21 protein-coding genes are annotated in these 22,188 nt (G+C 70.7%); 14 read left to right on the forward strand and 7 right to left on the reverse strand.

Features of this window, described 5'->3' with window-relative positions:
- Positions 1-6 precede the first annotated feature (6 nt).
- From Dsi01nite_RS58845 to Dsi01nite_RS58255, 4 genes are all read left to right on the forward strand, one after another.
- Positions 7-144: a pentapeptide repeat-containing protein gene (locus Dsi01nite_RS58845; protein ID WP_373318736.1), complete on the forward strand. Its 138-nt coding sequence runs from the start codon at positions 7-9 to the stop codon at positions 142-144.
- A 260-nt stretch (positions 145-404) separates the two neighbouring features.
- A complete protein-coding gene (locus Dsi01nite_RS06745; RefSeq protein WP_203845161.1) occupies positions 405-1,634 on the forward strand; it encodes an ATP-binding protein in 1,230 nt (409 codons plus the stop codon).
- Complete coding sequence (locus Dsi01nite_RS06750; RefSeq protein WP_203845162.1) at positions 1,631-2,284, forward strand: response regulator; 654 nt, start codon at positions 1,631-1,633, stop codon at positions 2,282-2,284. Before Dsi01nite_RS06745 ends, Dsi01nite_RS06750 begins: the two co-directional genes overlap by 4 nt.
- A 131-nt stretch (positions 2,285-2,415) precedes the next feature.
- Complete coding sequence (locus Dsi01nite_RS58255) at positions 2,416-3,534, forward strand: thioester domain-containing protein (protein WP_203845163.1); 1,119 nt, start codon at positions 2,416-2,418, stop codon at positions 3,532-3,534.
- Between the two features lie 69 nt (positions 3,535-3,603).
- Here the strand turns inward: Dsi01nite_RS58255 and Dsi01nite_RS06760 are convergent, their stop codons facing one another.
- Together Dsi01nite_RS06760 and Dsi01nite_RS06765 are read right to left on the reverse strand one after the other, a co-directional pair.
- Entirely contained in the window at positions 3,604-4,332 is a 729-nt protein-coding gene (locus Dsi01nite_RS06760; RefSeq protein ID WP_239135734.1) for a PIG-L deacetylase family protein, read from the reverse strand.
- A 70-nt stretch (positions 4,333-4,402) separates the two neighbouring features.
- Entirely contained in the window at positions 4,403-4,927 is a 525-nt protein-coding gene (locus Dsi01nite_RS06765; RefSeq protein ID WP_308442021.1) for a chorismate mutase, read from the reverse strand.
- Here Dsi01nite_RS06765 and pcrA point away from each other — a divergent pair.
- Positions 4,926-7,361 (forward strand): DNA helicase PcrA, encoded by a 2,436-nt coding sequence (gene pcrA, locus Dsi01nite_RS06770; RefSeq protein WP_203845164.1) that lies wholly within the window; start codon positions 4,926-4,928, stop codon positions 7,359-7,361. The genes Dsi01nite_RS06765 and pcrA overlap by 2 nt on opposite strands.
- Positions 7,362-7,578: 217 nt before the next feature.
- Positions 7,579-8,166 (forward strand): hypothetical protein, encoded by a 588-nt coding sequence (locus tag Dsi01nite_RS06775; protein ID WP_203845165.1) that lies wholly within the window; start codon positions 7,579-7,581, stop codon positions 8,164-8,166.
- Positions 8,167-8,173: 7 nt separating this feature from the next.
- Here the strand turns inward: Dsi01nite_RS06775 and Dsi01nite_RS06780 are convergent, their stop codons facing one another.
- Positions 8,174-8,854, reverse strand: coding sequence for a M23 family metallopeptidase (locus Dsi01nite_RS06780; RefSeq protein WP_239135735.1), 681 nt, complete (start codon positions 8,852-8,854; stop codon positions 8,174-8,176).
- A 308-nt stretch (positions 8,855-9,162) separates the two neighbouring features.
- On the opposite strand from Dsi01nite_RS06780, the gene icmB reads away from it, so the two are divergent.
- The 4 genes from icmB to Dsi01nite_RS06800 all read left to right on the forward strand — a co-directional run bounded on the left by icmB (position 9,163) and on the right by Dsi01nite_RS06800 (position 13,377).
- The gene (icmB, locus tag Dsi01nite_RS06785) at positions 9,163-9,567 is read left to right on the forward strand and encodes a coenzyme B12-dependent isobutyryl CoA mutase small subunit (RefSeq protein WP_203845167.1); all 405 of its coding nucleotides are present in this window, start codon (positions 9,163-9,165) and stop codon (positions 9,565-9,567) included.
- Positions 9,568-9,946: 379 nt separating this feature from the next.
- The gene (gene sucC, locus Dsi01nite_RS06790; RefSeq protein ID WP_203845168.1) at positions 9,947-11,122 is read left to right on the forward strand and encodes an ADP-forming succinate--CoA ligase subunit beta; all 1,176 of its coding nucleotides are present in this window, start codon (positions 9,947-9,949) and stop codon (positions 11,120-11,122) included.
- Positions 11,123-11,127: 5 nt separating this feature from the next.
- Positions 11,128-12,015: a succinate--CoA ligase subunit alpha gene (gene sucD / locus Dsi01nite_RS06795; RefSeq protein WP_203845169.1), complete on the forward strand. Its 888-nt coding sequence runs from the start codon at positions 11,128-11,130 to the stop codon at positions 12,013-12,015.
- A gap of 60 nt (positions 12,016-12,075) precedes the next feature.
- The gene (locus Dsi01nite_RS06800) at positions 12,076-13,377 is read left to right on the forward strand and encodes a cell division protein PerM (protein ID WP_239135736.1); all 1,302 of its coding nucleotides are present in this window, start codon (positions 12,076-12,078) and stop codon (positions 13,375-13,377) included.
- Positions 13,378-13,577: 200 nt separating this feature from the next.
- On the opposite strand, the gene Dsi01nite_RS06805 is transcribed toward Dsi01nite_RS06800, so the two are convergent.
- Positions 13,578-14,156 carry a DUF4190 domain-containing protein gene (locus Dsi01nite_RS06805; protein ID WP_203845170.1) on the reverse strand — a complete coding sequence of 193 codons (579 nt, stop codon included), beginning with the start codon at positions 14,154-14,156 and terminating at the stop codon, positions 13,578-13,580.
- A gap of 211 nt (positions 14,157-14,367) precedes the next feature.
- Here Dsi01nite_RS06805 and purN point away from each other — a divergent pair, with 211 nt between their 5' ends.
- Positions 14,368-14,979 carry a phosphoribosylglycinamide formyltransferase gene (purN, locus tag Dsi01nite_RS06810; RefSeq protein WP_203845171.1) on the forward strand — a complete coding sequence of 204 codons (612 nt, stop codon included), beginning with the start codon at positions 14,368-14,370 and terminating at the stop codon, positions 14,977-14,979.
- Positions 14,972-16,504 (forward strand): bifunctional phosphoribosylaminoimidazolecarboxamide formyltransferase/IMP cyclohydrolase, encoded by a 1,533-nt coding sequence (purH, locus tag Dsi01nite_RS06815; RefSeq protein WP_203845172.1) that lies wholly within the window; start codon positions 14,972-14,974, stop codon positions 16,502-16,504. Before purN ends, purH begins: the two co-directional genes overlap by 8 nt.
- A gap of 19 nt (positions 16,505-16,523) precedes the next feature.
- Here purH and Dsi01nite_RS06820 read toward each other — a convergent pair whose 3' ends face one another.
- The 3 genes from Dsi01nite_RS06820 to Dsi01nite_RS06830 form a co-directional block, all read right to left on the reverse strand.
- A complete protein-coding gene (locus tag Dsi01nite_RS06820; RefSeq protein WP_203845173.1) occupies positions 16,524-17,312 on the reverse strand; it encodes a serine hydrolase in 789 nt (262 codons plus the stop codon).
- Between the two features lie 637 nt (positions 17,313-17,949).
- The gene (locus tag Dsi01nite_RS06825; protein WP_203845174.1) at positions 17,950-19,548 is read right to left on the reverse strand and encodes an outer membrane protein assembly factor BamB family protein; all 1,599 of its coding nucleotides are present in this window, start codon (positions 19,546-19,548) and stop codon (positions 17,950-17,952) included.
- A gap of 42 nt (positions 19,549-19,590) precedes the next feature.
- A complete protein-coding gene (locus Dsi01nite_RS06830) occupies positions 19,591-20,133 on the reverse strand; it encodes a CGNR zinc finger domain-containing protein (RefSeq protein WP_203845175.1) in 543 nt (180 codons plus the stop codon).
- 94 nt (positions 20,134-20,227) lie between these two features.
- On the opposite strand from Dsi01nite_RS06830, the gene Dsi01nite_RS06835 reads away from it, so the two are divergent.
- Positions 20,228-20,641: a hypothetical protein gene (locus Dsi01nite_RS06835; RefSeq protein ID WP_203845176.1), complete on the forward strand. Its 414-nt coding sequence runs from the start codon at positions 20,228-20,230 to the stop codon at positions 20,639-20,641.
- Between the two features lie 64 nt (positions 20,642-20,705).
- Entirely contained in the window at positions 20,706-21,923 is a 1,218-nt protein-coding gene (locus Dsi01nite_RS06840; RefSeq protein WP_203845177.1) for an NADP-dependent isocitrate dehydrogenase, read from the forward strand.
- Positions 21,924-22,188: the final 265 nt, after the last annotated feature.

The following is a 22,188-nucleotide window of genomic DNA, read 5'->3' on the forward strand; positions in this document are numbered from 1 at the left end:
GCGGCGCTGACCGGGGCCGCGCTGACGGGCGCGGCGCTGACCGGCGCGGCGCTGACCGGCGCGGCGCTGACCGGGGCGGCGCTCACAGGGGCATCGCTCACCGGGTCGGACCGTTCGGCGTCGGCAGGGGAGTCGGTCAGGTAGTCGGCCTCGTAGCGGGGCTCCACCCGTACATCATCCGGCTCTTGATCTTCTGCATTTGCTCGTGCGGCCGCCGGCTCGTCGGCGGCAGGCGGGTTCGTCATGCCACTGATGTTCGCTGACGGGGCGCCCGGTCCGCCTCAGGCATCGACCCTGACACCACCCTGATTTGCCGGTTCCGGGGTCGCTCGGAGTGGTCCAGGCGCCGGTCCACGTGTGACGATTCGGGGGACCTCACCCGACCACGCGTTGAAACGAGCCTGATGACCAGCCCAGTGCCGATCCGCCGCCTCTACCGCGAGCCCGCGGACCGGGTCGTCGCGGGCGTCGCCGCCGGCATCGCCGCGCACCTGGGCGCCTCCGTGGTGCTGATCCGGGTGGCGTTCGTGGTGCTCGCCGCGTTCTGGGGGCTCGGCGCGCTGCTCTACGCCGCGTTCTGGGCGGTGCTGCCGATGCCGCCGCACCTGGGGCCCAGCCGGCGCAACGTCAACCAGCTGTTCTCGTTCCTCGCGCTCGGCATCGGCATGGTGCTGCTGGTGCTCATGGTGGAGCCCAGCGACGGCATCCAGTCGGTGATCGGCTGGCTGGCCGCGGTCATCGCGCTGGGCGCCGGCATCATCTGGCACCAGGCGGACCCGAAGCGCCGCGAGCGCTGGTCGGCGACCGTGCCGGGAATGCCGTGGCTCGGCGCGGTGATGGACAACAACCGCAAGTCCTACCTCGTGCGGTTCATCGGTGGTGGGCTGCTCGTCGTCGTCGGCATCATCGGTGCCTTCGTCGCGGGGGTACCCCTCGCCGGCGCGAACCTGGCCTCGATCGGCTACGGGCTCGGCTTCGCCGCCGTCGCCCTGGCCGGGGTCGGTCTGGCGCTCGCCCCGCTGCTCTACCGGATGTTCACCCAGCTGAGCACCGAGCGCGAGGCGCGGGTGCGCGAGCAGGAGCGGGCCGAGCTCGCCGCCATGGTGCACGACCAGGTGCTGCACACCCTCGCCCTGATCCAGCGCAACGCCGGTGACCTCAAGGAGGTCCAGCGCCTCGCCCGCGGCCAGGAGCGGACCCTGCGCAACTGGCTGTACAAGCCGACCGCCTCGCCGACGGAGAAGTTCGGCGCCGCCCTGGAGGAGGCGTCGGCCGAGGTCGAGGACACGTTCGCGATCGCGGTCGAGACCGTGGTCGTCGGCGACCTCGACGTCGACGAGCGGGTCGCGGCGATCGTCGCCGCCGCCCGGGAGGCCCTGGTCAACGCGGCCAAGCACGCCAAGGTCGAGACGATCTCGCTCTACGCGGAGGTCGAGCCCGACTGCGTGAGCGTGTTCGTCCGGGACCGGGGCGTCGGCTTCGAGCTCACCGCCGTGGAGGCCGACCGGCACGGCGTCCGCGGCTCGATCCTCGCCCGCATGCAGCGGCACGGGGGCAAGGCCGAGATCCGCAGCACACCGGGCGACGGCACCGAGGTGCGGTTGAGCCTGCCCATCGATACGGAGAAGAAATGACTGACGAGACCCAGCGCCTGCGGGTGTTCCTGGTCGACGACCACGCCATGTTCCGCGCGGGGGTCCGTGCCGAGCTGGGCGTGCACGTCGACGTGATCGGCGAGGCGAGCGGGGTCGCCGAGGCGGTCCAGAAGATCACCGCGCTGGAGCCCGACGTGGTGCTGCTCGACGTCCACATGCCCGACGGCGGCGGGCGGGCCGTCCTCGACGCGATGCGCCGCAGCCGGCCGCAGGTGAAGTTCCTGGCGCTGTCGGTGTCCGACGCCGCCGAGGACGTCATCGGGCTGATCCGGGCCGGCGCGCGGGGATACGTCACCAAGACCATCTCGCCGGACGAGCTCGCCGACGCGATCCGCCGGGTTGCCGACGGGGACGCCGTGTTCAGCCCGCGCCTCGCCGGGTTCGTGCTCGACGCGTTCGCCGCGCGGCCCGACGCCCCGGTCGCCGACCCGGAGCTGGACCAGCTGACCAACCGGGAGCGGGAGGTGCTGCGGCTGCTGGCGCGGGGGTACGCGTACAAGGAGATCGCGAAGGAGCTCTACATCTCGATCAAGACGGTCGAGACGCACGTGTCGAACGTCCTGCGCAAACTGCAGATGTCGAACCGGTATGAGCTGTCCCGCTGGGCCGCGGATCGCCGTCTGGTCTGAATTTTTCCTGGGTTTATCCGGACAAACCGGTGTGACTGGTGTGACTGGTGTGACGTACGAGGTGACAGAAGGGCCCTCGTACCGCTAGAAACGAGCGTCCCCCTATTTTTCTCCAAAGGTGGTCCCGTCTCGTGTCTCACCTTCCCCGCCTGGTCGGCCTGGCCGCAGCGGTGCTCGTCGGAGGTGCCGTTGCCCTCAGTGGCGCGGGCATCGCCTTCGCCGACCCGCTGGCGACCCCGGTCGCCGGCACCCAGATCTACCTCGATGACCCGAAGAGCCCGGCAGCGATCAAGGTCATCAACTCGAAGAACACCAGCCACAACCCGCTCGGCAACCTGACCGGCGCTCCGCGCCTGCAGATCAAGGTCGGGGACGCGGCGCCGGTTCTCGCGTACTGCATCGATTTCAGCCGTGAAATCAAGATCAATACGTATGTTGAGTCCTCCTGGGGCGACAACAAGAACCCGACGCCCTCCAAGGAGGAGCTCGGCCAGGTGCGGTGGGTGCTGACGCACTCGATCCCGACCGTTGGTGTGGACGGCGTGCTCGCCGCCGCCAAGGTCACCAAGCCCGCCGGTGCCAGCGCCGAACTGCTCGAGAAGCTGGTCTACGCCGGCACGCAGAGCGCGATCTGGACGCTCACCGACGGCGACATCTTCGCCCTGCGCGGTGACAACGAGGGCCTCAACACCGGCAACACGCTGGACGAGTACAAGATCATCGTCGCGGTCAGCGAGTACCTCGTGAAGGCGGCGAAGAGCCCGTCCGAGGACCCGAAGCCGAAGCTCGAGATCAACCCGGCCACCCTGACCGGTGAGGCCGGCAAGAAGATCGGGCCGTTCACCATCGCGTCGGGCGGCGGCACCGCCACCCTCACCGCCACCGGTGGCAAGCTCGTGGACGCCGACGGCAAGCCCGTCACCACGCTGCCGGACGGCGGCAAGTTCTGGGTCCTCGCCGACGCCGCGGGCACCGTCAACATCGAGGCCTCGGGCAGCGGCTCCGTGCCGATCGGCCGGATGTTCGTCACCACCCAGCGGCCGCACGACACGCAGAAGCTGATCCTGGCCGGCGTCACCGGCACCAAGCTGCAGGCGAAGGCCACGGTCACCGTGACCCCGCCGCCGCCGAGCCTGCCGGTCACCGGTGTGAAGCTCACCGGTGCGATCACCGCGGGCGTGCTGCTCGTCGCGGGTGGCGTGGCGCTGCTGCTGGTGGTTCGCCGCCGGCGGGTCCGCTTCACCGCGTAACGCTTGGTTGTGCGCTCCGGGGCGGCCGCTTCTGCGGCCGTCCCGGTGTGTTTTGTCAGGCTGCTTTTTTCAGGCGGTGTGGAACACGGAGAACGCCTCGGCCAGGGCGCCCTCGGGGAGGCCCGCCGCGCTCGCCGTGGCCGCCAGGCGCTGGCGCAGCAGGCCGTCGAGGTCCTCCAGGTGGGACGTCTGTGACACGTGGGCCCGCAGCGCCTTGAGCTTGCGCTCGTACGTCCCGGTGATGTCGACCACGTGATCCGGATCCGGGCCGCCGGAGTACCAGATCTCACGGACCGTCCAGGCCGGCAGGTCGAGGTCCGTGAAGGTGAACGGGTTGCGCGCGTCCGGATACACCGCGCACGTCGCCGCCTCCCCGGCCGCCAGATGGTCGGGGTGGCTCGGGCCGGCGATCCGGTCCCAGCGGCGCAGGGGCGAGTTGGTCAGCACCCGGTCGGGGCGGAACCTGCGGATCGCCGCGGTGATGTCGCGCCGCAGCTCGATCGACGGCGTCAGGATGCCGTCGTGGTACCCGTCGAGGAACTCGACGTGGTTGACCCCGACGACCGCGGCCGCCGCGCGCTGCTCCGCCTCCCGCAGGGCCGGCATCAGCTCCCGCGGGGTGTCGTCGAATCCGCCGGCGTCGCCGCGCGTCACCAACAGGTAGCCCACCTCGATCCCGGCGTCCACCCAGCCGGCGACGGTGCCGGCGCTGCCGAAGTCGACGTCGTCGGGGTGGGCGAGCACGCAGAGGACGCGCTGCACGTCCTGCAGTGGTGTGGCCGATCTCGGGAAGCTCATGCTTCCTGTTGTATCGCTTTTTGATCTGCTTTTCGGCCGCAGGGGCTGCGGCCTTGATTACAGGCTCTGGTTACAGGGGGCCGCGGCCGGCGCGGAGGATCAGCAGGGCCAGCTGGGTGCCGTCGGCGCCGAGCTCGGCGGAGAAGCGCTCCAGGATCTCCCGCTCGCGCGACAGCACCAGACGGGTGCCGCCGGCGGCGACGCGGGTCGCGCCGACCTCGCGGGAGATCGCGGCGCGCTCCTTCCAGAGCGCGACCAGCGCCGCGTCGATCTCGTCGATCCTGTTGCGCAGGCCGGCGATGTGCTCGTCGGCGGCGGGCTGCTGTTCCATGGTGATGGCGGCCATTCTCTCGTCCTTGTCAGTCTGGCTCTGGTGCCCCGCCCCGGGAACGCGAACGCCCCGGGCTCGGGAGCCCGGGGCGTCGGTAGGTTCAGCGTTCAGGCGCGACCTACGGCTGCCGGACTCCCGGAGCCGTAAAAAAAGTAGGGCCGCACCTGCTCGATCACGTCGTCGAGTATGGCACGGGATTCTCGGCGACGTGAAGTGCTCCGGCGGTTTTCTGTCAGTGGGTCGGCATAGACTCGCCCGTGCGATGCATGCTCTCTTCGATCTTCCCCAGTCAGAGCCGGCCGGCGTGACCGCTTCCGCCCCCGCTCAGCCACAGCGTGGCCCCGCCCGCGAGCGTGCGGAAGGCCGCCGCGACCCGGAGGCCCTGCTCGACGGGCTCAACGGTCCGCAGCGCGACGCGGTGACCCACGAGGGTTCCCCGCTGCTCATCGTGGCCGGCGCCGGCTCGGGCAAGACCAAGGTGCTGACCAGCCGGATCGCCTATCTGCTCGCGGCCCGTGCCGTGCACCCCGGCGAGATCATCGCGATCACCTTCACCAACAAGGCCGCCGGCGAGATGAAGGAGCGCGTCGCCAACCTCGTCGGCGGCCGCGCCCGGCTGATGTGGGTGTCGACGTTCCACTCGGCGTGCGTGCGCATCCTGCGGGCCGAGCACGACCACGCCGGCCTCAAGTCGACGTTCTCGATCTATGACGCCGACGACTCCCGCCGGCTCATGCAGCTCGTGATCCGCGAGCTCGACCTCGACCCGAAACGCTATCCGGCCCGCGGCCTGGCCGCGCAGGTCTCCAACCTGAAGAACGAGCTGATCGACCCCGAGGCCTTCACCGCCAAGGCGGTCGGCCCCGCCGAGCGGACCCTGGCCGAGGCCTACACGCTTTATCAGCAGCGCCTCACCGAGGCCCACGCGCTCGACTTCGACGACCTGATCATGCGCGTCGTGCACCTGTTGCAGAGCCACCCCGAGGTCGCCGAGACCTATCGGCGCCGGTTCCGCCACGTCCTCGTCGATGAATACCAGGACACCAACCACGCGCAATACATGCTGGTGAAGGAGCTCGTCGGCAAGACCGGTGAGCTGTGCGTCGTCGGCGACGCCGACCAGTCGATCTATGCGTTCCGCGGCGCCACGATCCGCAACATCCTCGAGTTCGAGCGCGACTATCCCAGCGCCCGCACCATCCTGCTCGAGCAGAACTACCGCTCCACCCAGACGATCCTGTCCGCCGCCAACGCCGTCATCGGCCGCAACACCGAGCGCAAGGAAAAGCGCCTGTGGAGCGACCAGGGCGCCGGCGAGCAGATCGTCGGCTATGTCGCCGACACCGAGCACGCCGAGGCCGACTGGGTCGCCCGCGAGATCGACCGGCTCTCCGACAACGCCGGTGTTCGCCCCGCCGACGTCGCCGTCTTCTACCGCACCAACGCGCAGTCCCGCGTGTTCGAGGAGATGTTCATCCGCTTCGGCCTGCCCTACAAGGTCGTCGGCGGCGTCCGGTTCTACGAGCGCAAAGAGGTCCGCGACGCCCTCGCCTACCTGCGCGCCGTGGTCAACGACGACGACGTCGTCAGCATCCGCCGGATCCTCAACACCCCCCGCCGCGGCATCGGCGACCGCGCCGAGGCGTGCGTCGAGGCGCTCGCCGCCCGTGAGCGCATCTCCTTCGGTGCCGCCCTGCGCCGCGCCGCCGAGGCCCCGGGCATCTCCACCCGCGCCGTCAACGCGATCGGCGACTTCGTCGCGTTGCTGGACGAGCTGCGCACCCTCGCCGAGACCGCCCTGCCCGAGGAGGTCCTCGAGGCCGCCATCGAGCGCTCCGGCTACCTCGGCGAGCTGGAGGAGAGCACCGACCCGCAGGAGGTCGGCCGGGTGGAGAACCTGCAGGAGCTGGTCAGCGTCGCCCGCGAATACACCGAGCGGGCCGAGGCCACCATCGCCGTCGCCGCCGAGCAGGGCGACGCCACCGCCGCCCCGCCGCCCACCGTCGCCGGCTTCCTGGAGCAGGTCTCCCTCGTCGCCGACGCCGACCAGATCCCCACCGACGACCCCGACCACACCGGCGTCGTCACCCTCATGACCCTGCACACCGCCAAGGGCCTCGAGTTCCCCGTCGTCTTCCTCACCGGCCTCGAGGACAGCGTCTTCCCCCACCAGCGCTCCATGAGCGACCGCAAGGAGCTGGAGGAGGAGCGCCGCCTGGCCTACGTCGGCATCACCCGGGCCCGCCTGCGTCTCTACATCTCCCGCGCGGTCACCCGCTCCGCCTGGGGCCAGCCCTCGTACAACCCGCCGTCACGCTTCCTCGAGGAGCTGCCACCCGAGCTGGTCCGGTGGGAGCGCACCGACGCGGCGTATACGAGCTGGTCCGGCGGCGGTGGCCACGGCGGCCGCAACACCGGCCCCGCCCAGTCCCGCACGTCCTCCTTCGTCGGCGGCACCCCGAAGGCGGCCCAGCTCGCCGCCAAACTCGGCCTCGACGCCTCCAAGCTCTCCACCGCCAGCGAGCTCGCCCGCGATGTCCCTTCCCTGACCGTCGGCGACCGCGTCAACCACCAGCGCTACGGCCTCGGCCGTGTCCTGGCCGTGGAGGGCGCGGGCCCTCGCGCCCAGGCCCAGGTCGACTTCGGCGACCAGGTGATGTGGATCGTCCTGCGCCACGCCCCCATCGACAAGCTCTGACCGCCGCGCCGTCCGCTCACTCGCGACGCGCCGCCTGCGGTGCGGACGCACGGACGGTGTCTTCGCGCGACCCGGATCGGGTGCCGTTTCGCCGGCGCCTCGGGCCACGGCGCCGGCGAGCCGGAAACCATGGTCCGTCCCGGGCGGCCTTGGGGACGTCGCCGTGATCCGAGCTGCCCTATGGTGGTAGTCATCCGATCACGGAAGGTGGCCATCGATGGCTGTGTCCGGTCCGTCTGTGTCGTCGGCCGCGCCCGCGCTGAAGTCGTGGGAACTCGGCGACGGGCACTCGCACTACGAACTGGTCGCCGCTGACGGGCCGGAAGGACTCACGGTCGAGGTGACCGGCGCTGACAACGACGGACGGGTCATCGCCAGGGTGCGGGGCCATCTGCCTGCCCTGCACCTGCCCATGCTGGTCCAGTTGCTCCTCACCGCGGCCGCCGATCCGCACCTGGTGGCCACGCACGTGGTGCGGGTGCCGACACCGCGCAGCGGCGGCGCCGGCCAGGGTGCGGCGGAGACGCCGGATGCCCCGGTCGTCGCTGGGGTGGGCCGAGCCGCCGGCGGCGTCCGTCACGAGCCGCGTGAGGCCAAGACGCCGCACACTCCTGCCTACACGATGGAGGACCTGCGCCGGGTCCACCCCAACTCGCACAAGCCGTGGCGGCCGGAGGACGACGCCCGGCTCGCTGAACGTGCCGCGCAGGGCGCGACCGTCAACGAGCTCATGAGCGAGTTCGGCCGGAATCGCGGGGCCATCGCCGCCCGGCTGAACCGGGTCCTGCCGCCGTCGCGGGGATAGATCCCGGTCAGTTGTAGATGTCCTCGGTGTGCTTCTGGATGTCCACGCCGTGCTTGCGCATGAAGGCGAGGGGCTCGACCGGCTTGTCGTTCTCGCGGACCTCGAAGTGCAGGTGGGCGCCGAACGAGTGGCCGGTGTTGCCGGTGAGGGCGATCCGGTCGCCGGCCTTCACGAGTTGGCCTTCCTTGCACAGGAGCTTGGAGGCGTGGCCGTAGACGGTGACGATGCCGCCGCCGTGGTCGATCATGACGTTGTAGCCGTAGCCGCCGTTCCAGCGGCAGAGGATGACCTTGCCGGCCGCGACGGCGTTGAAGGGGGTGCCCTGGGGGGCGCCCAGGTCGACGCCGGGGTGCAGGCGCCCCCAGCGTTCGCCGTAGAAGGACGTCAGGGTGTAGCGCGGCATCGGCAGGATCCACACGTCGGGGGCGGGCATGTTGACCGTCGACATGGGCGTGGTGCGGGAGCGGCTGGCGCGGTCGTCGGTGCCGCGGACGCTGACGTCGTCGAAGTTGCCGCTGGCCTCGAGGGACAGGTCGTTGCGTGGCTCCGGCAGGGCGGTGGAGACGCCGAGGGCGACAATGCCGGCGCCGACGACGGCGGTGGTGAACACGGCGGCGTAGCGGGTGCGGGGCGACTCGGCCCGGCGGCGGCCGCGGTAGGCGCCGCGCCGCTGCGGTGCTTCGTCCACGCGCCACCTCCTAGGTGCCCCTCGGGGAAACACGACGGTTCGATATGAACCGGCTGTCCCGGCAAAGGCGGCAATTCCGATATGACGGAACCGTAAACGCATTGCAAATGCTGAGCCGCAGGTCACCGTAGCCAATGTGGAATGCGCGCCACAAGCAGCGACAGGCCGGTAGGTGCAATGAGTGCCCGGGGGGTTGGTTGTGCGTAACTGTGGGTGCGCAAGGTCGTTGCGGACGTTCGATGCGGTACCTTCGGCCCGAGGTGTGCGCCGCAACGGAGCGGTGCGCCCAAACGGGAAGGACCGTGAGGATGAGCGCGCGGACCCGCGTCGTCATCGCCAAGCCCGGTCTCGACGGGCATGACCGAGGCGTCAAGATCGTGGCCAGGGCGCTCCGGGACGCCGGGATGGAAGTCATCTACACGGGCCTGCACCAGACACCGGAGCAGATCGTGGAGACCGCCATCCAGGAGGACGCCGACGCGGTCGGCCTGTCGGTCCTGTCCGGGGCGCACATGACGCTGTTCCGGAAGGTCATCGAGCTGCTCGCCGAGCGTGGCGCCGATGACATCCTGGTGTTCGGTGGCGGCATCATTCCCGACGACGACCTGCCGGAGCTGGAGCGGCTCGGGGTCAAGAAGATCTTCACGCCCGGGGCGACCACGCAGTCGATCGTGGAATGGGCGCAGGCGCACATCGTGGCGGCGCATGCCTGATCGACGGCTCTATATGTAAAAAGAGCCGAAAAGAAGGAAACGGGAAAAGGGGGAGAGGCCGGACGCACCCCTCACACGTCCGGCCTCTCTATCGCACGATGCCCCGCCGCCACCCCTCGACCGACAGGGCATCGGCCGCCTTTTGGTGCCGGCCCTACCCCTCGGGGTGACCCACGCGGGCGGGCCGACACTGCACTCAACGACGGCCCGTGGACGGGGTTACGCGGCCGGGCCGGTGTACCTCTAAAGGGGAACCGGCTGTGGAATCCGGCACACCGTGCACCCGCCAAGTCGCAGCCTGTTCAGACCTGGTTAGGCTGCGAGCGTTGAGCCGTCCTCGCGATGGGGCAGGCGGCACGGTTGACGGAACGGGACCACTGTGGACCTGTACGAGTACCAGGGGCGCGCCCTCTTCGCCAAGCACGGGTTGCCTGTGCTGGGCGGCGGCGTCGCCGAGACCCCTGAAGAGGCCCGTGCGATCGCCGAGGAACTCGGCGGCCGGGTTGTCATCAAAGCCCAGGTGAAGGTTGGTGGCCGTGGCAAGGCCGGCGGCGTGAAGCTCGCCGAGGGTGCCGACGAGGCCACCAGTCACGCGACCAACATCCTCGGCATGGACATCAAGGGCCACACGGTCCACAAGGTCATGGTCACGACCACGGCCGACATCGCCGAGGAGTACTACTTCTCGTACCTGCTGGACCGGGCGAACCGCACGTTCCTGTGCATCGCCAGCGTCGCCGGCGGCATGGAGATCGAGACCGTCGCGCACGACGCGCCGGAGAAGGTCGCCAAGGTCGCGATCGACGCGGCCAAGGGTGTCGACGAGGCCCTGGCCCGCGCGATCGTCGAGCAGGCGCAGTTCCCCGCCGACGTCGCCGACCAGGTCGTGTCGATCGCGGTCAAGCTGTGGCAGGCGTTCATCGCCGAGGACGCCACGCTGGTCGAGGTCAACCCCCTGGCGAAGACGACCGACGGCACGGTCCTCTGCCTGGACGCGAAGGTGACCCTCGACGAGAACGCCGGCTTCCGCCACGCGGATCACGAGGAGCTCGAGGACAAGGCCGCCGCCGACCCGCTCGAGCAGGCGGCGAAGGCCAAGAACCTCAACTACGTGAAGCTCGACGGCAACGTCGGCATCATCGGCAACGGCGCGGGTCTGGTCATGTCGACGCTCGACGTGGTGGCATACGCGGGCGAGGGCCTCGGCAGCAAGCCGGCCAACTTCCTGGACATCGGCGGTGGCGCCAGCGCCCAGGTCATGGCCAACGGGCTGGAGATCGTGCTCGGCGACCCGGACGTGAAGAGCGTGTTCGTCAACGTCTTCGGCGGCATCACCGCCTGCGACGCCGTCGCCAACGGCATCGTGCAGGCGCTGCAGCTGCTCAAGGACCGTGGCGAGGCGGTCGCCAAGCCGCTCGTGGTCCGCCTCGACGGCAACAACGCCGAAGAGGGTCGCCGGATTCTCGACGACGCCGCCAACCCGCTGATCGAGCGGGTCGACACGATGGACGGTGCGGCCCGCCGCGCCGCCGAGCTCGCAGCGAGTGGGGTGTAACGACCATGGCGGTATGGCTGACCGAGTCCAGCAAGGTCATCGTCCAGGGCATGACCGGTGCCGAGGGCTCCAAGCACACCCGGCGGATGCTCGCCGCGGGCACCAACGTGGTCGGCGGCGTCAACCCGCGCAAGGCCGGCACGCAGGTCGACTTCGACGGCACGAAGCTGCCGGTGTTCGCCAGCGTGGCCGAGGCGATCGAGCAGACGGGCGCCGACACCAGCGTCATCTTCGTCCCGCCGGCGGGCACCAGGTCCGCGACGCTCGAGGCGATCGACGCGCAGATCCCGCTCGCGGTGGTCATCACCGAGGGCGTGCCGGTGCACGACACGGCCAACTTCTGGGCGCACCTGCAGTCGGCCGGCAGCAAGACCCGGGTCATCGGGCCCAACTGCCCCGGCATCGCCAGCCCCGGCAAGTCCAACGCGGGCATCATCCCGGCCGACATCACCGGCCCGGGCAAGATCGGCCTGGTCAGCAAGTCGGGGACGCTCACGTACCAGATGATGTACGAGCTGCGTGACATCGGCTTCTCCACCTGCATCGGCATCGGTGGGGACCCGGTCATCGGCACCACGCACATCGACGCGCTCGCCGCGTTCGAGGCCGACCCGGAGACCGCCGCGATCGTCATGATCGGCGAGATCGGCGGCGACGCCGAGGAGCGTGCGGCCGACTTCATCAGGGCCAACGTGCGCAAGCCGGTCGTCGGCTACATCGCCGGCTTCACCGCGCCGCCCGGCAAGACCATGGGGCACGCCGGTGCGATCATCTCCGGCTCGGCGGGCACCGCCGACGCGAAGAAGCTCGCGCTGGAGGCCGCCGGCGTCCGCGTCGGCAAGACCCCCACCGAGACCGCCAACCTGATGCGCGATCTCGTCAAAGCACTGTAAAGAGATTTGGGACGGCCGGGGTGAGTGACCGGCCGTCCTCTCTTTGACAGAGTAAGAGCGATGCCGACCACCCCAGAGGAACCAGACGACGGGGCCCCGACCCGGCTGGCCGATCGGGAGACCGTCCGCCTGCCGATCCAGCGGCGCTCCACCCGGGGCCGACCCCCGGGCCGGCGCCCTGCCCGGCGCGCCCCGCTGATCCTCGCCGCCACCGTCACCACGCTGTGGGCCGCCCTCGTCACGCTCGTGCCGGCCCTCGTCGTGGTCTGGCTGCTGCACGCCATGGACAGCTCCGGCGCTCCCCTCTGGCAGATCCTGCGCGTCGGCGCGGCCGGTTGGTTGCTCGCGCACTGGGTCCCGCTGTACACCGGGATCGGTCCGGTGTCGCTCGCCCCGCTCGCGCTGACCGCCGTCGCCGCCTGGCGCGTCTACCGGGCCGGGGTGCACACCGCCCGCGCCGTCGGCGCCCGGGCCCGCCCCGCCGGAGGTGCCTGGACACCGTGGCCCGCGGCGCGCGCCGGTGGGTGCATCGCCGTCGTGTACGGGCTGCTGGGCGCCATCACCGCGCTGGTCGCCGGGCACCGGGGCATCGAGGTCTCCGTCATCGGGGCGGGCCTCACCTTCGCCGGGTTCGGCCTGGTGGCGGGGGGACTCGGCGCGTTCGTCGAGGCCCGCGGCGTGGCCCGGCTCGCCGGGCGGCTGCCCGCGGTGGTGCGCGACGCGACCCGCACGGGCGCGATGGCCGCGTTGCTCATCCTCGGTGCCGGCGCCGCCGTCGCCGGGATGGCGATCGCGGTCAGCGGCGGCGACGCCGGTCAGATCATCGACGACTATCACACCGGCGTGGCGGGGCAGGTCGGCCTCGTCGTGCTGTGCGGCTTCTACATCCCCGACGTCGCCACGTGGAGCGCCAGCTACCTGGTCGGGCCGGGGTTCGACGTCGGCGCGGAGACGACGATCAGCGCGGCCGAGGTGTCGATGGGCCGGCTGCCCGCGGTGCCGCTGCTGGCCGGGCTGCCGTCGACGCCGGCGACCGGCTGGGCGCCCTTGTTGCTCGGGCTGCCCCTGGCGGCGGCGCTGGTCGCGGGCTGGCTGCTGGCCCGCCGGTCGCTGCGCAACGACCCGGCGCGGGGCTGGGTGCCGTTGCTCGGCGCGGCCGCGCTGGCCGGGCCGGTCGCGGGGCTGCTGCTGGGGCTCGTGTCGGTCGCGGCGAGCGGCTCGGTCGGCGCCGGCGGCCTGGAGCAGGTCGGTCCGCATCCGGGCGCGGTCGGGTTCGTGGCGATGCTGATGGTGACGATCGGCACGGTCCTGGCGACGGCCGCCACGAAGATCGCGCTGCGGGTCCGGCAGGCGACGCCCTGACGTGACCGTGCACCTCGCGATGCTGCCCGGCGCCGACGTCGTTGCCCGTTGTCACGCGGCAGCGGGTGGGCGGATGGCTGGTCACCTTCGCGTCAGCGCTGTCAGAGCGCCTTGCGGTGGGGGTACCAAATGAAAAAACGCAAAAGGCCCGGCCGCTGCGAACAGCGAACCGGGCGATTGCGTGGTGCTCAGCGCGGGGTCTAGTAAACGGTGAACCAACCGCTGGCCATGCCGGCGGCGTAGAGGACCCAGAAGCTGATCTCGATGATGACGCCGACGGCGCCGGTGATGATGCCCGCGAGCGCCATGCCGCCGTTGTTGGCGAGGCCCTGCTTGACCTTCTGCTGGCCGAGGTAGCCGAGCACGATCGCCGCGGCACCGAGCAGGACGCCGATGTAGCAGCAGGCGAGCGGGATCGACACGATGCCGAGGATCATCGAGACGAGGCCGAGCGTGTTCTGCTGCTGCGGCTGGCCGTAGCCGGGCTGCTGGTAGCCGCCGCCGGGGTACGCGCCACCGGAGGTCGGGTATCCGCCGCCGGAGGTCGGGTACGGCTGGCCGGACACCGGCGGCTGCTGCGCGTAGGGGTCCTGGTAGGCGGGCTGCTGCGGCTGCGCGTACGGGTCCTGGTACGCCGGCTGCTGAGGCTGGGCGTAGGGGTCCGGCTGCTGCGGCTGCCCGTACTGGGGCTGCTGGCCGTACTGCGGCTGCTGACCGTAGGGGTCCTGGTACGGCTGCTGCTGCCCGTACGGATCCTGGCCCTGTGGTGGGTAGCCCATTGCGGTGGCTCCTAAGGCTGGGGACTGCTTATCGAGACGCGTTTCGCATCAGGGTAGTCCCGAGGGGGATACGGAACTTTGGCAGCGTACTGGTCAGGATCGAATCTTCGCAGTGCCGGAACGGTGGAACATCGACAGCACGCCTGATTTGCCACTATATGTCGCCCGGCCCGGCGCTGAGCAGGGCTGACCCGGTCGGTAGAGTTTCACGGTGACCGTTCGGCTTGTCGTGCTCGTGTCCGGTTCCGGTTCCAATCTGCAGGCGCTGCTCGATGCCACCGCCGACCCTTCCTATGGTGCGTCGGTCGTCGCCGTCGGCTCCGATCGGCCCGACATCGAAGGGCTCACCAGGGCGGCCAAGCATGATGTGCCGACCTTCGTGGCGGCCGTCCGTGATTTCGCGGCCCGGGACGACTGGGATGCTTTTCTGACGGCGTCCTGCGAGCGGTTCGCGCCCGACCTCATCGTCTCGGCCGGCTTCATGAAACTCGTCGGTCCGCGGTTCCTCGCCTCGTTCGAGGGCCGTTATGTGAATACGCACAACGCGCTGCTCCCGGCGTTTCCGGGCATGCACGGGCCGCGGGACGCCCTCACCTACGGGGTGAAACTCGCCGGCGCCACGCTGCACTTCGTCGACAGCGGCGTCGACACCGGGGCGATCATCGCGCAGGTCGCGGTGCCCGTCCTCGACGACGACACCGAGGACACGCTCCTCGAACGGATCAAGGTGGCCGAGCGCCGCCAGCTGGTCGACACCGTCGGCCGGATGGCCCGCGAAGGCTGGACCGTCAACGAACGAAAGGTCAGGTTGGGTCGTGGCTAACCGCCGTCCCATCAGGCGCGCGCTCATCAGCGTCTACGACAAGACCGGGCTGGAGGAGCTCGCGCGCGCCCTCGCCGGCGCCGGCGTCGAGCTCGTCTCCACCGGCTCGACAGCGGCCCGCATCGAGGCGGCCGGCCTGCCGGTCACCAAGGTCGAGCAGCTCACCGGGTTCCCCGAGACGCTCGACGGCAGGGTCAAGACCCTCCACCCCCGGGTCCACGCCGGGCTGCTCGCGGACCTGCGGCTCGAGACGCACGCCGCGCAGCTGTCCGAGCTGTCGATCGAGCCGTTCGAGCTGCTCGTGTCCAACCTGTACCCGTTCACCGACACGGTCGCGTCGGGTGCGTCCGACGACGAGTGCGTGGAGCAGATCGACATCGGCGGGCCGGCGATGGTGCGGGCCGCGGCGAAGAACTTTCCCTCTGTCGCTGTGGTGACGTCGCCGGCGTCCTATGCGGCCGTTGTGTCCGCTTTGTCCAGTGGTGGCTTTACTCTGGATGAGCGCCGCGCGCTTGCTGGCGTCGCTTTTGCGCACATCGCCGAGTATGACGTCGCTGTTGCTGCGTGGTTTGCTCGCGATACTTCGGACTTCTCGGGTACGGCACTGCGCCGCTCCGCCACGCTGCGGTACGGGGAGAACCCGCACCAGGCGGCCGCGCTGTACGTCGACCCGGCCGCCGCCCCCGGCCTCGCCCAGGCGGAGCAGCTCGGCGGCAAGGAGATGTCCTACAACAACTACGTCGACGCCGACGCCGCCTGGCGCGCCGCGCACGACTTCACCGAGCCCTGCGTCGCGATCATCAAGCACGCCAACCCGTGCGGCATCGCGATCGGCTCCGACGTGGCCGACGCGCACCGCAAGGCGCACGCGTGCGACCCGGTCAGCGCGTTCGGTGGGGTGATCGCCGTCAACGCCCCCGTCACCGTCGACCTGGCGAAGCAGATCAGCGAGATCTTCACCGAGGTCGTGGTGGCTCCCGCGTACGAGGAGGGCGCGGTCGCCGTCCTCACCGCCAAGAAGAACCTGCGGGTGCTGCAGGCCCCGGCGTGGACCCCGGCCGCGGTCGAGTCCCGGCAGGTCTCCGGTGGCGTCCTGGTCCAGGCCGCCGACCGGGTCGACGCGCCCGGCGACGACCCCGCGAACTGGAAGCTCGTCACGGGTTCGGAGGCGTCGCCCGAGGTCAAGCGGGACCTCGAGTTCGCCTGGCGGGCCGTGCGCGCGGTCAAGTCCAACGCGATCCTGCTCGCCTCCGGCGGCGCGACCGTCGGCGTCGGCATGGGCCAGGTCAACCGGGTCGACTCCGTGCGCCTCGCGGTCTCCCGCGCCGGCGACCGGGCCGCCGGCTCCGTGGCCGCCTCCGACGCGTTCTTCCCCTTCGCCGACGGCCCGCAGGGGCTGATCGAGGCCGGCGTCACCGCCATCGTGCAGCCGGGCGGCTCGATCCGTGACGAGGAGGTCATCGAGGCAGCCCGCGCCGCCGGGGTGACGATGTACCTCACCGGCACGCGGCACTTCTACCACTAGCTCGCTGCGACGGGGCCCTCTACGGCGTTGTGATCTTCGCCGGCACGGGGGCCCCGAAGTACGTCGCCACCGCGTCGCTCACCGCACGGGCGCCCTTGTCGAGGGTGCCGCTCGCGCCCTGTTCGTACATGGCGGCCACCACGTAGCGCTCGCCCGGACCCGCGAACCCGACCGTGTGCGTGACCCACACCGTCCGGCCGTTGACCGGCTTCTGCGCCCAGCCGTCCTTGTTGCCCGGGGTCAGTCCGCTGCCGGCGGCCCAGACCCCCCAGTGCTGGGTGCCGGCGACGTTGCGCAGCGTCTTGACCAGGTACGCGCGGTCGGCCGGGTCGAGCTTGTCCAGCACGTAGCCCATCAACGCCTGCAGGTCCTCGGCGCTGCACCGCAGGTTCCGCCAGAACGTGTCGTAGCCCGCGACCACGCTCAGGGTCTTCATGCCGAACCGCTGCTGGAACCGCCCGAGCATCCCCGGACCGTCGTAGCGGTTCCACAACGCGGTCGCCGCGTCGTTGTCGGAGTTGATGAGCGCCTTGTCCAGGTTGGCGCGATCCGTGGCGTCCAAGACGACGGACTGCTGCCGGTGCCGTTCGAGCAGGTCGGTGGCGATCGCCAGCTTGATCGTCGACGCGGTCCAGGTGGTGGCGGTGGTGTTGCCCGCCTTCCACGCCGCACCGGTCTGCCGGTCGCGGACCACGATGCCGAGGGTGCCGGGCTGCTGCTTGACGAACGCCGCGGCCAGGTCTTCCTTGCTCTTGCCGGGGCTTTGACTCGTGGTGCCGCTCGGGTTCCTGGTCGGATTCTCACCCAACGCGCTGTTTTGCGATGCGCTTTCAACTGGCGCTTGCGCCGTCTCGGCTTTTGGTGCTGGTTCGTCGCTTTTGTCGCTTCCGCAGGCGGCGAGCGTGATGATAGCGAGAAGGGCGACGAGCCACTGCCGGACGGACACCCACGAAACTGTAACGGCAGGATCAATCTCGCGACGGCGACGATGGTCCGGCGGGGAGGCTGCCGCGGACCCGTCGAGGTCCGGTCTCTCTTTGTCCGCCCGCCCACGCGGGTCGGGCGCGGTCCCGCCCCTCTGCGCGATGTGTTCTGGCGCTGGTGCGGTCCCGCCTCTTTGCGTGATGTGTTCCGGTGCTGGTGCGGTCCCGTTCCCTTTGCGCGATGTGTTCTGGCGCTGGTGCGGTCCCGCCTCTTTGCGCGATGTGTTCTGGCGCTGGTGCGGTCCCGTTCCCTTTGCGCGATGTGTTCTGGCGCTGGCGCTGGCGCGGTCGTGTCGGTGATCGAAGTCGTGTGTCGGCTGTGCGGGCATCTGTGCGGGCGGCCGGTGCGCAACTTCGATCACGAGAATCAGCTGCTGCCGTGGGATCGCGTCGGGTCGAGTCGGTGGGACTGCCGCGGGTCGCGGCGGCGCGTGCGACCCGCGGTGAACCGGCGAGGGTGGGTCAGGTGGCGCTGAGGTACAGCTCCGCGCCCTTCTCCTCCCTCGTGGCCACGACGGCGTGGGTGCTGGCGGCGGCCAGGGCGACCTCCGGGCAGCGGGTCGTGCAGGTGATCGTGCGGTCCTCGGTGGCGCCGCCGTCCGTGGTGCGGGCGCCGATGAGGCGGAGGCGGCCGTCCGGGCCGCGCCACAGGATGTAGGCCTTGTCGGCGGCGGTGGTGGCGGCGAGGGGCTGGTAGGAGCCGAGGCCGGGCAGCCCGACGTCCCACTTGACGGCGCCGGTGCGGACGTCGACGGCGGTGAGGTGGGCGCGCTCGCCGCTGGGCTCGGCGTAGAGCAGGAGGCCGCCGGCGGCCGGCACGGCCAGGGCGCCGGCGGCGTCGTGGCGGTTGCCGACGGTGCCGGTGTCCGCGTCCATGTAGACGGCGCGGCGGGGGGAGGCGCCGGTGACGGTGACGAAGCCGTCGCCCGTGGCGTAGACGCGCAGCTCGGTGGGGCTGCGCTGGATGGTGTGCCAGGACCAGCGCTCGGCGCCGGTGGTGGCGGTCAGGCCGACGGCGACGTCGTCGACGCCCTGGGCCCGGCAGCGCAGGGCGACCGCGACGGTCACGGCGGTGGTGGCGAGGTCGGTGATGTCGCAGGGGCCGCCGTTGCGGGCGGGGGTCCATCGCCACAGCAGGGTGCCGGCGGTGGCGTCGATGCCGAGCAGGTCGCCGGCGCCGATGCCCGAGCCGGCGAGGACGACGGTGCGGCCGGCGCCGTGGACGGAGGCCATCTTCCCGGCCTGGTACCGCTGGGTGAACCGGACCTGCCCGCTGCCGGCGTCCAGTGCCGTGACGAGCACGCCGTCGTCGGTGCCGAAGACCACGACGACGGTGCCGCCGGCGGGGCCGTCGACCAGGCCGGCGGTCTGGGTCGGCAGGTCGGAGCGCAGGTAGCGCCACGCGATGGCGCCGCTGGCCAGCCATACGGCCCGGATGCCGTCCTCGGCCCGCACGATCGCCAGCTGATCGTGGACCCCGACGAGTTGCACCCCGACATACGGCAGCGGCCAGGTCTGCTCGCCGGCGGCGGGCGGATCGCCGGCGGTCGTGGCGTCGACGAAGCGGCCCTCGCGGGCGTAGTCCACGGCGAATCCGGCCACGACCGCCAGCACCACGGCGGTCGCGGCGACCGTGAGCCAGGGCCGGGCCGATCCCGGCAGCGCGCCGGGGCCCCCGGCGACGGCCAGCAGCCAGCCGAGGGTGAGGGCGGCCGCGCCGGCGACGGTGACCGGGCCGCCGAGGCCGACGCCGGCGCTGGGCTCGACCAGCCGGGCGAGGCCGATCGCGACGAGGGTCGCGGCGAGCCCGGCCACGGCCGCGACGGCGGCGGTCAGCCGGAACCGGCGCGGCTCGGTGCGCGCATACGCCACGCAGAGCCCGCTGAGCAGCGGCCCGAGGAACACGATGCCGGCGATCGTCACCCCGTCGGGGTGGCGGCTGCCGGACAGGGTCCAGGGCAGCGCGAGGCCGGTGACGACGGCGGAGATGCCGGCGACCACGGCGACGAGCCCGGTCCCGCGGATGACGGGACGCGCGGCGAAGCGGTCAGCGGGACGCACTGCGGAGCGCCTGAGATTCACGAGGAACAGGATGCCGGGTACCTACGACAATTTCACCCGGCGCTTCTGTCGGTAAGTGGCGGACTTCGCTCGGTTCTGGCACGCGAGCGAGCAGAAGCGCCGGGAGGCGTTCTTGGTGACGTCGAGGAAGTAGGCGTCGCACACCTCGGCGTCGCACTGGCCGAGCCGGTGGGTCTGCCGGGTGCCGACGAGAAACGCCAGGCTGGTCGCCGACTCCGCGGCCCAGGCGTCGACGACGTTGGCTTCGACGGCGTGGAACGCGAGGACGGCGGCCCCGTGCAGGTTGGGCACCGCGCCGTGGTCGGCGAGCACCGCGTTGAGCGCGGCGGCGGCGCTGTGCAGGTCGGCGGCGATGCACGCGTCCACCGCGACCCGCAGCCGGGCCGCGGCGTCGGTCAGGACGTCGATGTCGGCGCCGGCCAGCGGGAACCCCTGCCACCGCTCGGTCTCGGCCAGGTCGGTGAACGCAATGCCGATGCGCTGGTCCACGCCCAGATGACGGCCCTGCCGCGGCGTCACCACGAGGTCGTTGACGAGGACGAGACACAGCTCGACGTGCGTCAACACGTAACTGTCTATGTCGCCTTGACCAGTGATGCCACCGCCAGCTATCGTCACTGGCATAGCTTAACTTGGCAGTGACGGGGAGTGGTCCGAGATGGAGTTCGAGTTCACCGACGCGGGTCGCATCCTGGCTGGCATCGCCCTGCTCTCGATCGTGACCATCGAGGTCGGCGGCTGGTTCCTCACCAAGATCGTGCGCGGTGACGTGCCGATGACGCCCTTTCAGCAGGCGTTCGCGCGTGCCGGACATGCCCACGCCGGCGTCCTGGTCACGCTCGGGCTCGTGGGCATCCTCTATGCCGATCTGGCCGGGATCGACGGAGTCCTCGGCTGGATCGCGCGAGGTGGCGTGCTGGCTGCCGCCATTCTCATGTCCGGCGGCTTCTTCGCGTCGTCCGCAGGCAAGGGCCGCACGAAGCCCAACGGGGCCATGGTGATGATCTGGATCGGCGCGGTGTCGCTCGCGGCGGGCGTCGTGAGCCTCGGGGTCGGGGTCCTCGGCTCCTGATCCCTTCGATGCAGTACGCTCGTACTGCTAAGCGAAGGCAAGCCGCGAGAGGAGCGCCCGGCCGATGGCGAAGATCAAGGTAAACAACCCTGTCGTCGAGCTCGACGGCGACGAGATGACCCGCATCATCTGGAAGCAGATCCGCGAGCAGCTGGTCCTGCCGTACCTCGACGTCGACCTGAAGTACTACGACCTGTCGATCGAGTACCGCGACCAGACCGACGACCAGGTCACCATCGACGCGGCCAACGCCATCAAGCAGTACGGCGTCGGCGTCAAGTGCGCGACGATCACCCCGGACGAGGCGCGGGTCGAGGAGTTCAAGCTCAAGAAGATGTGGCGGTCGCCGAACGGCACCATCCGTAACATCCTCGGCGGCGTGGTCTTCCGCGAGCCGATCATCATGTCCAACGTCCCGCGGCTCGTCCCGGGCTGGACCAAGCCGATCATCATCGGCCGGCACGCCCACGGCGACCAGTACAAGGCGACGGACTTCGTCGTGCCCGGCCCCGGCAAGGTCACCGTGACCTACACGCCCGAGGACGGCGGCGCGCCGATCGAGTTCGAGGTCGCGAAGTTCCCCGGCGGCGGCGTCGCCATGGGCATGTACAACTACGACGACTCGATCCGCGACTTCGCCCGCGCGTCGCTGCGCTACGGCCTCGACCGCGGCTACCCGGTCTACCTGTCGACCAAGAACACGATCCTGAAGGCCTACGACGGCCGGTTCAAGGACCTGTTCGCCGAGGTCTTCGAGAACGAGTTCAAGGACGAGTTCGCGGCGGCCGGCATCACCTACGAGCACCGCCTCATCGACGACATGGTCGCCGCCGCCCTGAAGTGGGAGGGTGGCTTCGTCTGGGCCTGCAAGAACTACGACGGCGACGTCCAGTCCGACACGGTCGCGCAGGGCTTCGGCTCGCTCGGCCTGATGACCAGCGTCCTGATGACCCCGGACGGCAAGACCGTCGAGGCGGAGGCCGCCCACGGCACCGTCACGCGGCACTACCGCCAGTGGCAGAAGGGCGAGAAGACCTCGACGAACCCGATCGCCTCCATCTTCGCGTGGACGCGTGGCCTCGCCCACCGCGGCAAGGTCGACGGCACGCCGGAGGTCACCGCGTTCGCCGACACGCTCGAGCAGGTCTGCGTCGACACCGTCGAAGCCGGCCAGATGACCAAGGACCTCGCGCTGCTCATCTCGCGCGACGCGCCGTGGCTCACGACCGACGAGTTCATGAACGCCCTCGACCAGAACCTGGCCAAGCGCCTCGGCGCCTGACCGCCCGTCGTGAACCTGGTCGAGCGCTTCGGCGCCTGGCCAGGAAGACGTGGTCGAGCGTTTCGGCGCCTGACCAGGACGACGTGGCCGAACGCCTCGGCGCCTGACCGCCGTCGTGAACCTGGTCGAGTGCTTCGGCGCCTGGCCAGGAAGACGTGGCCGAGCGCCTCGGCGCCTGACCATCGCAACCAGCCGCGGCGCAATTGTCCTGGTCGAGCGTGACGGCGCCTGACCATCGCATCGCAAAAAGGGGCCCTTCAGTCGA

Source organism: Dactylosporangium siamense (assembly GCF_016862795.1).
Lineage (GTDB): Bacteria > Actinomycetota > Actinomycetes > Mycobacteriales > Micromonosporaceae > Dactylosporangium > Dactylosporangium siamense.

Excerpts from the sequence above, each read along its gene's own strand:
- pcrA (WP_203845164.1), top strand. The coding sequence starts at position 4,926 with ATGCATGCTCTCTTCGATCTTCCCCAGTCAGAGCCGGCCGGCGTGACC.
- Dsi01nite_RS06750 (WP_203845162.1), top strand. The coding sequence starts at position 1,631 with ATGACTGACGAGACCCAGCGCCTGCGGGTGTTCCTGGTCGACGACCAC.
- Dsi01nite_RS06835 (WP_203845176.1), top strand. The coding sequence starts at position 20,228 with ATGGAGTTCGAGTTCACCGACGCGGGTCGCATCCTGGCTGGCATCGCC.
- Dsi01nite_RS06760 (WP_239135734.1), bottom strand. The coding sequence starts at position 4,332 with ATGAGCTTCCCGAGATCGGCCACACCACTGCAGGACGTGCAGCGCGTC.
- icmB (WP_203845167.1), top strand. The coding sequence starts at position 9,163 with ATGAGCGCGCGGACCCGCGTCGTCATCGCCAAGCCCGGTCTCGACGGG.
- Dsi01nite_RS06805 (WP_203845170.1), bottom strand. The coding sequence starts at position 14,156 with ATGGGCTACCCACCACAGGGCCAGGATCCGTACGGGCAGCAGCAGCCG.
- Dsi01nite_RS06775 (WP_203845165.1), top strand. The coding sequence starts at position 7,579 with ATGGCTGTGTCCGGTCCGTCTGTGTCGTCGGCCGCGCCCGCGCTGAAG.
- Dsi01nite_RS06840 (WP_203845177.1), top strand. The coding sequence starts at position 20,706 with ATGGCGAAGATCAAGGTAAACAACCCTGTCGTCGAGCTCGACGGCGAC.
- Dsi01nite_RS06745 (WP_203845161.1), top strand. The coding sequence starts at position 405 with ATGACCAGCCCAGTGCCGATCCGCCGCCTCTACCGCGAGCCCGCGGAC.
- sucD (WP_203845169.1), top strand. The coding sequence starts at position 11,128 with ATGGCGGTATGGCTGACCGAGTCCAGCAAGGTCATCGTCCAGGGCATG.
- Dsi01nite_RS06800 (WP_239135736.1), top strand. The coding sequence starts at position 12,076 with ATGCCGACCACCCCAGAGGAACCAGACGACGGGGCCCCGACCCGGCTG.